The sequence below is a fragment of the Streptomyces sp. MB09-01 genome, assembly GCF_033794505.1.
In the GTDB taxonomy this organism is placed as follows: domain Bacteria; phylum Actinomycetota; class Actinomycetes; order Streptomycetales; family Streptomycetaceae; genus Streptomyces.
The window spans coordinates 1-7,681 of the sequence record NZ_JARAYQ010000330.1 but is presented as its reverse complement, the minus strand read 5'-3'; the positions used below and the strand labels follow the sequence as shown (position 1 = coordinate 7,681).

Sequence of the window (7,681 nt, the reverse complement as noted above, 5' to 3'; positions counted from 1 at the left end):
GGCTCGGGGTGCTGGGGTGGGCGGTCTGGACCCTGGAGGTGGACTGGACGGCCGGGAAGGTGCTGATGGTGCCCGTGATGATCGTGGCCGGGGCGGCGATCTTCGCGGCGGTGATGGTGACCGGGGCCGCCTTCCAGTTCGTCGCCGGGGACGCGGCGGAGGTGCAGAACTCCTTCACCTACGGCGGCTGCACGATGCTGCAGTACCCGCCGACGGTCTTCGGGAAGGACCTGCTGCGCGGGGTCACCTTCATCGTGCCGCTCGCCTTCGTCAACTGGCTGCCCGCACTGCACGTGCTGGGGCGGCCCGATCCGCTGGGACTGCCCGGGTGGGTCGCGTACCTGAGCCCGCTGGTGGCCTTCCTGGTGTTCCTGCCCGCGTCGCTGGCGTGGCGCGCGGGAGTCCGTTCGTACCGAAGCACGGGGAGCTAGCTGTGGCTGAAGCGGATGCGCTGATCTCGCTGGACGGGGTCGAGAAGGTGTTCGACGTACGGCGCCGGGTGAGCCTGATGCGCCGGGAGAAACGCCGAGTGAGGGCGGTGGACGGGATCAGCTTCGAGGTGGCCCGGGGCGAGATGGTCGGCTACATCGGGCCCAACGGCGCCGGCAAGTCGACCACCATCAAGATGCTGACCGGCATCCTGACCCCGAGCGGCGGCCGGCTGCGGGTGGCGGGCATCGACCCGTCGCGGGAGCGGATGCGCCTCGCGCACCGGATCGGGGTGGTCTTCGGGCAGCGCACGACGCTGTGGTGGGACCTGCCGCTGAAGGACTCGTACGGGCTGATGCGGCGGATGTACCGGATCCCGGCGGCGCGGTTCGCGGAGAACCTGGAGCGCTGCGTGGACCGGCTGGACCTGGCCGAGCTGCTCGACGTGCCGGTACGGCAGCTGTCGCTCGGGCAGCGGATGCGCGGGGACATCGCGGCGGCGCTGCTGCACGATCCGGAGGTGCTGTACCTGGACGAGCCGACGATCGGGCTCGACGTGGTGAGCAAGGCGAAGGTACGGGGCTTCCTGCGCCAGTTGAACGAGGAGCTCCGGACGACGGTGCTGCTGACCACGCACGACCTCCAGGACATCGAGCAGCTGTGCGAGCGGGTGATGGTGATCGACCACGGGCGGCTGATGTACGACGGGGCGCTGGACGGTCTGCACGCGGCGGGCTCTGCGGGCTCGGCGGGGGAGAGCGAGCGGACCCTGGTGGTGGACCTGGAGCGGGAACTGGCGCCGATCGAGGTGGCGGGTGCGCGGGTGGTGAAGGTGGAGGGGCCGCGGCAGTGGCTGGCGTTCCCGGCGGGGACGTCGGCGGCCCCGCTGGTGGCGGCGGTGGCGGCGGAGTACCCGCTGGTGGACCTGTCGGTGCGGGAGCCCGACATCGAGGACGTGATCGCGCGCATGTACGCGGGCCGCGGCTGATCCATCGGCCGGTCCATCGGCCGGCTTATCGGCCGGTCCATCGGCCGGTCCTTCGGCCGGTCCTTCGGCCGACCCATCGACTCGGTCAGGGGAAAACCGGGGTCGATCTCAGGGACGTGCCCAGGGCCGCCCCGTACAACTCCCGGGGAACCCTGCATAGTCTGGTGCGCATGAGTGACGATCGGCCGGAGAAGCCGTTGCCGGAGCTGAGGGCGTCGGATGCCGACCGGGACCGGGTGGCGGAGCGTCTGCGGGACGCCGTCGCCGAGGGCCGGCTCGACATGGAGGAATTCGAGGAGCGGCTGGAGGCGGCGTACAAGTCCCGGACGTACGCGGAACTGGAACCGCTGACGCGGGACCTTCCGGCGGCGGAGGGACCGGCCGCGCAGCCGGTACCGGTCGCCGGGTCGGGAGCGGCGCCGTGGGCGGGGCGGATCGGCGGGGCGGGCACCTCCACGCTGGCCGTCGCGGTCATGTCGGGGTTCCAGCGCAAGGGCCGGTGGACGGTGCCCGCCCGCTTCGACGCGGTGGCGTTCTGGGGCGGCGGCGAGCTGGACCTGCGCGAGGCGGACTTCGCGCAGCGCGAGGTGGTGATCAACTGCGTCGCGATCATGGGCGGCATCGAGATCACGGTGCCGCCGGGGGTGGAGCTCGACGTACGGGGCTTCGGCTTCATGGGCGCCTTCGACCAGCGCCACAGCCCGGGCCCGTCCCGGCCGGGTGCTCCGCGGGTGGTCATCACGGGCTTCGCCTTCTGGGGCGGCGTGGAAATCAAGGTCAAGAACCCGAAACCCCCACTGAACGGCCCCTCCCTCCGCAAGGAGCTGTAGCAGCGAGGCCAGCCCCAGCCCCCGAAGCCGGAGCAACCGGCCGCCCTGCGAAGCCCGCGGGCCGGAGCCTGCGGGGGTTGCGCCTGCGGGTCCGGCTGCTGCGGGGCCGGAGCTTGGGGGGCTGGAGCTTGCGGGGCCGGCTGCTGCGGGGCCGGCTCGCGGCAGCGCCTCTGACCGGGGGCGGGGCGCTGGCCCTGTTCCGGAACAGGGAACGGATCGGCTGGCCCGTGCCTGGTCGGAGGCCGAGGGCGTTGGCCCGCCGCGGTAGCGGAACGGCGGTGCGGGTTCCCCGTACCGCAGCCCCGCGGGAGCGGGCGGGAGCGGATGGGCGGGGCGTGGGGCAGCCTCGTACCGTGACTCCCGCGGGAGTGACGGGGCGGCGCGGGTCCCCGGTACCGCAGCCTCGCGGGAGCGAAACGGCGGGGTGCGGGGCAGCCTTGTACCGCCACCCCCCGCGGGAGCGAAAGGGCGTGGCGGGAACTCCTCGGGCCTCCCGGGAGTCGGATGCTATGCAGACAAAACCGGCGCCACCGGGGGAAGGCAGGAGCACGTGGAGAACCGCAGCACAGCCGGAGGCACCGCACCGCCACCACCGTCACCACCCGTACCGCCCCCCGCCCGCGGAGCGTTCGTGTTCAACGCCGCCGACGAGGAGCGCCGGCACGGGGTCCGGCGGATGAAGACCATCGCGACCGGCCTGCTGGCCCTGGTCGCGCTGGTGTACGTACTGGCCAAGTACGCCCAGCACGCCTGGGGCGCCGGCGGCTGGGCCGCGTACGTGGCCGCGGCGGCCGAGGCCGGCATGGTCGGCGCGCTCGCGGACTGGTTCGCCGTCACCGCGCTCTTCAAGCGGCCGCTCGGCCTGCCCATCCCGCACACGGCGATCATCCCGACGAAGAAGGACCAGCTCGGCGTCACCCTGGGTGAGTTCGTCGGAGAGAACTTCCTCTCCTCCGACGTGGTCCGGGCCCGCCTCCACGCCCTCGGCATCGGCGGCCGCCTCGGCGTCTGGCTGGCCGAGCCCGCCCACGCCGACCGGGTCACGGCCGAGCTGGCGGCCGCCCTGCGCGGGGCCCTGACCGTACTGCGCGACTCCGACGTGCAGGCCGTCGTGGGCGAGGCGATCACCCGGCGCGCCGAGACCGCCGAGATCGCGCCGGGCATCGGCAAGATGCTGGAGCGGGTCGTCGCGGACGGCGGCCACCGCCGGGCCGTCGACCTCGTCTGCGCCAAGGCCCACGACTGGCTCGTCACGCACGGGGACTCGATCACGGACGCGGTCCAGGGCGGCGCCCCCGGCTGGACCCCGCGGTTCGTGGACCGCAAGGTGGGCGAGCGCGTCTACAAGGAGCTGCTCCGTTTCGTCACGGAGATGCGGGACATGCCCCAGCACCCGGCGCGCGGGGCGGTGGACCGTTTCCTGCGGGACTTCGCGTCCGACCTCCAGTCGGACACGGAGACGCGTGCGAGGGTGGAGCGCCTCAAGGCCGAGATCCTCGCGCGCGACGAGGTCCAGGACGTCATCGCCTCCGCCTGGTCGGCGATCCGGTCGATGATCATTTCGGCGGCGGAGGACGAGCAGAGCGAGCTGCGCCTGCGGGTCCGCGCCTCGCTGCTCTCCCTGGGTGCGCGGCTGTCCACCGACGGCCGGCTGCAGGCGAAGCTGGAGGGCTGGATCGAGGGCGCGGCGGTCTACGTCGTCACCACCTACCGGACCGAGATCACTTCGTTGATCACGGAGACGGTGGCGGGCTGGGACGCCGAGCACACCTCCCGCAAGATCGAGGCCCACATCGGCCGCGACCTGCAGTTCATCCGGATCAACGGCACGGTGGTCGGCGCCTTGGCGGGCCTGCTGATCTACTCGGTGTCCCGCGCCTTCGGGGCGTAGCCCGCGTGGCCCGCGTAGCGGACGCTACGGGAGCGGCCGAGGCAGCGGCCGAGGCAGAGGAAGTGGCAGGGGCAGAGGCAGAGGCAGCTCCAGCTGGGCGTGCCCGCGGGCGGTGACGCCCGGCGGCGCGGGGCGGGCCGCGCCCAGGGCGAGGAGTGCGCGCAGCGCGGCGATCACGTCCGCGGGGCGGTCCCGGAGGATCGCCGGCGTCGTACTGGCGACCAGGACGCCGCGCGCCTCCAGGCGCAGCCGGCGGTGCAGGGTGGCCTGCCAGGAGTCGCGCGTGTAGTGGTACTCGGCGGAGTCGACCTCGAGTGCCACGCCCTCCTCGGGCCAGTACGCGTCCGGGCTGGCGAGGAAGGCGCCGTCCGGGCCGTAGAGGCGGGCGTTCCACAGCGGGGCGGGGAGGTTCGTGGCGGCCAGGGTGTCGCGGGCGCGGCCTTCGGCGATCGAGCGGACTCCGGCGAGGAGTTCCGCGGCGGCCGCGCGGACGGCGGGGCGGTGCCGGACGCGGCCGGCGCGCAGTTCGGCGTGCAGGTCGTGGGGGTGGCACCAGCCGCCCTGGACGACGTTCGCGAGTACGGAGCGCACCAGGTCCGGGTCGTCGGTGCGGGCCGCGAAGTCCGCGGCGGCCCGCACCGGTCGGGTGCTGGGGACGCCGTGGACGTGGATGGTCGCGGGCCAGCGGGAGGTCGAGCCTGGGCGGACGCGGCCTGCGGCCGCCACTGTGCGCGGGGAGCGGACGAGTACGTGCAGCGGGTCGGCCGGGGCGCCGCGAATGCCGAGGAGGGCGAGTGCGGCGCCGCCGGTGAGCGCGGCGCTCGCTCCGGACAGCGGATCGGCGGCCGGCTCAGCGGCGTACAGGACGGCGGACAGCGCCTGCTGCCTGGGGTCCGGCGGGCCGGTCTGTAGGAGGTACACCCGCGGCAGGAGCCGCTGCCAGGGCCCTCCGTGGCGGCTGCGGCCGCTGATGGTGGCGGCCGGGATCCCGGCGCGCTTGAGCTGGTGGTGGGTGGCCATGTTCAGCTGGCGCCGGGCGACGTCGATGCGCGTGATCATGCCCCGGGTATGCCCGGTGGGGTGCGGGCGATGCTCAGGCCGAGGGGTGGTTCGGGGCGAGGAAGACGACGACGCCGTTCTCCGTTCCGGGCAGCGGGGTGACCTCGTGCCAGCCGAGCCGGCGGTAGGTGGCGACGGTGTCGGTGGCCACGCGTGCGGTGAGGAGCCAGGCGCGGGCGTCCGGGGCGTCGGCGGTGATCTCGGCGAGGAGGGCGCGGCCGGTGCCGTGGCCGCGCGCGTGCGGGCGTACGGCGAGCTCGTCGATCTCCAGGGCGCCGATGAGGAGTTCCCGTACGCGCTGCCGGCCGAGCTGCGCGGCGACCTGCCCGTAGGCCCGGTCGGTGGGGAAGGACTTGGGGGTCAGCCAGGCGGTGGCGAATCCGTCGATGCCGACGGCCGACTGGGCGAAGGCGGTACGGAACCCTGTGCGGCGGCTGTCGGCCTGGAGCCGGGCGGCGAACTGGCGAATGGTTTCTTCGTCTTCGTTCCACGGCGGCGCGGAGAAGACCTCGCTGTAGGTGTCGGCCAGTTCGTCCGACAGGTCGAGGACGGCCGGTCCATAACAGATCACGTTTGCAGCTCCTTGGGCCGGCTTGGGCGGCTTCGGTCGTATCGCCCCTCTCAGAGAGTGAATCTACGCCGGGGAGGTTCCCTGGAGGGCAGGTGCGCGGATCCGGAGGGTGTGCGACAAATCCGACTTCCGTACGGTGCTGCGGACCGCCCGTATCGGCGGCGCCCGGGCGGGCGTTGAACCGGGAGAGCGCGAAGCCGAATGCCTCGCACGAACCGCAGGAACTGCAGGAACCGCACGAAACACAGGAACCGCAGGAACTGCAGGAACCGCGGGAACCGCAGGAACCGCAGGAACCGCACGAACCGCACGACACCCGGAGCCCAGCGTGCCCCACACCCTCATCACCCGCGTCCTCGTCGCTCTCGGGGGCTGCGCCGTGGCGTTCTTCATCATCCTGGGGGTGATGGCCGTGCTTCCCCGCGCGGTTCAGGACACCGTCCCGCCCGGTGTGCTGGGCGGAGCCGTCGTGGTGCTGGGAGTGGCGGCCGCCCGCCGCTTCACCCGCCGGCCGCGTTAGCCTCGACCGGTGACGTCCGAACGGCTGGAGGCCCCCACCATGGCGCAGATCCCCACCTCACTCGTGGCCGCAGGCGGCCTCGTCGGCGGCTACGCCGCCGCCCGCTGGACCGGCAAGCGCCCCCTCGGCGGCGTGGTCCTCGCGGCCGCCGGCACCGTCGCGGCCCGCGAATGGCACCGCCGCACGTCCCCGACGACCACGGCCCTCCTCGGCACGGCCTACCTCGCCGCCTTCGCGGGCTCCCACCCCCTGGCCAAGAAGATCGGCCCCTGGCCGGCGGTCTTCACGGCCGCCACCACGATGGCCGCAGCCGCCTACGCGGCGGCCGACCGGTAGGTCCCGTTGATCCTTTGACATGATGCGCGCATGACTGCGCCTTCAAGATCCGTTGTGTTCGGTACCCCTGACGGCGTGGCCGAGGGGGACCGGTTCAAGGGCCACATCGAGCTCCATGCCCACGGCCTTCACCGGTTCAGTGGCCGTGGAATCTCGGGCACCGAGAAGACGGGTGCCGACTCCATCGTGCTCTCCGGCGGGTACATAGACGATCGCGATGAAGGCGACGTGATCGTCTATACGGGCGAAGGAGGCCGCGACCGGGATTCGGGGCGGATGGTCGCCGACCAGTCCCTCGGGGAGCGGGGCAACGCCGCACTGGTCGTTTCGCAGGCCATGGGACATCCCGTGCGCGTGATCGAGGGCCTCGGGATCACCCGGGGCAAGCGCCGGCGAGCGACCAAGGGGTACGTCTACCGCGGGCTGTTCAGGGTGGCGGACCACTGGCTGACGGTCGGGCAGGAAGGCTTCGGCATCTGCCAGTTCAAGCTGCTCAAGATCGAGCCCGGACAGGTGCCGGCCCCTCAGCCCGTGGACCCGTTGGCGGGCGCCGAGACGCCCTTCGAGGAGCAGGCCCGGCGCTACATCTCCCAGGACCGATTGGTGCGTGACTCCACGGTCGTGCGCGCGGTGAAGAAGATGTACGACAACACCTGCCAGATATGCCGCGCGAGGCTGATCGTTTCCCTGGAGGGCGAGGCCTACAGCGAAGCGGCGCACATACAGGCCGTCGGCAAGCCGCACTTGGGCCACGACCGGATCGAAAACGTGCTGTGCCTGTGCCCCAACTGCCACGCCCTGTTCGACCGGGGCGCCCTGCAGCTGACGGACGAGCTCGACGTGATCGACGGAATCACCGGTCGGTTCCGCGCGGCGCTTGCGCAAGCCGAGGGGCACAACATCGGCATCGAGTTTGCGCGCAAGCACCGCGAGCGGTGGGCGAACCGGCTCCTGTAGCGGGTGGGGCGTGGTGGCTACCGCCCGCTAGGGCCCTCATCCCCCGTGGCACTCCGCGTACGGCTTGCCCGAGGTGCACCAGCAGGGGGAGGTGGGGGTG

Annotated in this window: 9 protein-coding genes and 1 pseudogene; 7 read left to right on the top strand and 3 right to left on the bottom strand. The window is 72.7% G+C overall.

Going from position 1 to position 7,681, the window contains the following annotated elements; genetic code table 11:
* The 4 genes and pseudogenes from PV721_RS38715 to PV721_RS38700 form a co-directional block, all read left to right on the top strand.
* A partial coding sequence (locus tag PV721_RS38715; protein ID WP_319732849.1) for an ABC-2 family transporter protein occupies nucleotides 1–431 on the top strand: 431 nt, incomplete at its 5' end.
* 2 nt (nucleotides 432–433) lie between these two features.
* Nucleotides 434–1,417 (top strand): ABC transporter ATP-binding protein, encoded by a 984-nt coding sequence (locus PV721_RS38710; RefSeq protein ID WP_319732847.1) that lies wholly within the window; start codon nucleotides 434–436, stop codon nucleotides 1,415–1,417.
* 170 nt (nucleotides 1,418–1,587) lie between these two features.
* Nucleotides 1,588–2,208: pseudogene (locus PV721_RS38705) on the top strand (DUF1707 SHOCT-like domain-containing protein); the annotation flags it as partial.
* A 589-nt stretch (nucleotides 2,209–2,797) separates the two neighbouring features.
* The gene (locus PV721_RS38700; RefSeq protein ID WP_416371270.1) at nucleotides 2,798–4,138 is read left to right on the top strand and encodes a DUF445 domain-containing protein; all 1,341 of its coding nucleotides are present in this window, start codon (nucleotides 2,798–2,800) and stop codon (nucleotides 4,136–4,138) included.
* 24 nt (nucleotides 4,139–4,162) lie between these two features.
* Here the strand turns inward: PV721_RS38700 and PV721_RS38695 are convergent, their stop codons facing one another.
* Both PV721_RS38695 and PV721_RS38690 read right to left on the bottom strand, forming a co-directional pair.
* Nucleotides 4,163–5,197, bottom strand: a complete 1,035-nt coding sequence (locus PV721_RS38695; RefSeq protein WP_319732841.1) for a hypothetical protein — start codon at nucleotides 5,195–5,197, stop codon at nucleotides 4,163–4,165.
* A gap of 34 nt (nucleotides 5,198–5,231) precedes the next feature.
* Nucleotides 5,232–5,768: a GNAT family N-acetyltransferase gene (locus PV721_RS38690; protein ID WP_319732839.1), complete on the bottom strand. Its 537-nt coding sequence runs from the start codon at nucleotides 5,766–5,768 to the stop codon at nucleotides 5,232–5,234.
* Between the two features lie 328 nt (nucleotides 5,769–6,096).
* Between PV721_RS38690 and PV721_RS38685 the strand changes: the two genes are divergently transcribed.
* From PV721_RS38685 to PV721_RS38675, 3 genes are read left to right on the top strand one after another with little or no spacing between them, the layout of a single operon-like run.
* A complete protein-coding gene (locus PV721_RS38685; RefSeq protein WP_319732836.1) occupies nucleotides 6,097–6,288 on the top strand; it encodes a hypothetical protein in 192 nt (63 codons plus the stop codon).
* Nucleotides 6,289–6,327: 39 nt separating this feature from the next.
* On the top strand, nucleotides 6,328–6,624 hold the full coding sequence (locus tag PV721_RS38680; protein ID WP_319732851.1) for a hypothetical protein: 297 nt from the start codon (nucleotides 6,328–6,330) through the stop codon (nucleotides 6,622–6,624).
* A gap of 30 nt (nucleotides 6,625–6,654) precedes the next feature.
* Nucleotides 6,655–7,581 carry a YDG/SRA domain-containing protein gene (locus PV721_RS38675; RefSeq protein WP_319732834.1) on the top strand — a complete coding sequence of 309 codons (927 nt, stop codon included), beginning with the start codon at nucleotides 6,655–6,657 and terminating at the stop codon, nucleotides 7,579–7,581.
* Between the two features lie 36 nt (nucleotides 7,582–7,617).
* On the opposite strand, the gene PV721_RS44180 is transcribed toward PV721_RS38675, so the two are convergent.
* Nucleotides 7,618–7,681 (bottom strand): SEC-C metal-binding domain-containing protein (locus PV721_RS44180; protein ID WP_416371271.1); only part of this gene is annotated, 64 nt, incomplete at its 5' end.

Coding starts and splice junctions, on each gene's coding strand:
- PV721_RS38695 (WP_319732841.1), bottom strand. CDS start 5,197: ATGATCACGCGCATCGACGTCGCCCGGCGCCAGCTGAACATGGCCACC.
- PV721_RS38675 (WP_319732834.1), top strand. CDS start 6,655: ATGACTGCGCCTTCAAGATCCGTTGTGTTCGGTACCCCTGACGGCGTG.
- PV721_RS38680 (WP_319732851.1), top strand. CDS start 6,328: ATGGCGCAGATCCCCACCTCACTCGTGGCCGCAGGCGGCCTCGTCGGC.